At 68.4% G+C, this 667-nt stretch carries 1 protein-coding gene; it reads left to right on the forward strand.

Annotated features, from left to right (window positions below):
* Positions 1 to 667: murein biosynthesis integral membrane protein MurJ (murJ, locus tag AC1DU6_RS34270; protein WP_477862910.1), on the forward strand; the 667-nt coding region annotated here is incomplete at both ends.

Consider the following 667-nt stretch of genomic DNA (forward strand, 5'->3'; position numbering starts at 1 on the left):
GTTATGGGCGCTGATGGCGACCTCGGTGATTGGTGTGGTCGCAGCGCCCCTCTTGGTCTGGCTGCTCGGCGGCGGGCTGCCGGAGCCGGCGTTCGACGCATCCGTCGTCATGACGCGCTTCATGTTCCCCTATATCGGCTGCATGTCGCTGGTGGCCCTGTCGGCGGGCATCCTGAACACCTGGCGACGCTTTGTCGTGCCGGCGGCAACGCCGGTGCTGCTCAACCTCAGCGTCGTCGCCGTCGGCTGGGCCTTGGTCGGGCCGCTTGAGCGCGCGGGCTATCCGGGTATCTATGCGATGGCCTTCGGTGTCATGCTCGGCGGCGTGCTGCAATTGCTGGCGCAGTGGCCGGCGCTGCGGGCCATCGGCGTGACGCCGCGCATGCGGTTCAGCTGGCAAGGCTTCCGGGAGGCGCGTGCCAATCCGGGTGTCAGCCGCGTCATGCTGGGCATGGGTCCGGCGCTGCTGGGTGTCGGTGTGTCCCAGCTGTCGCTGATGATCAACACGCAGATCTCCAGCCGCCTCGGCGAGGGTGCGACATCCTGGCTGAACTATGCCGACCGCCTGATGGAATTCCCCATCGGCCTGCTCGGCGTGGCGCTCAGCGCGGTGCTGACCCCGCAGCTGTCCGCTGCCCAGGCTTCGGGCGAGAGCGAGCGCTACAGC

Source organism: Roseateles sp. P5_B10 (genome assembly GCF_056400485.1).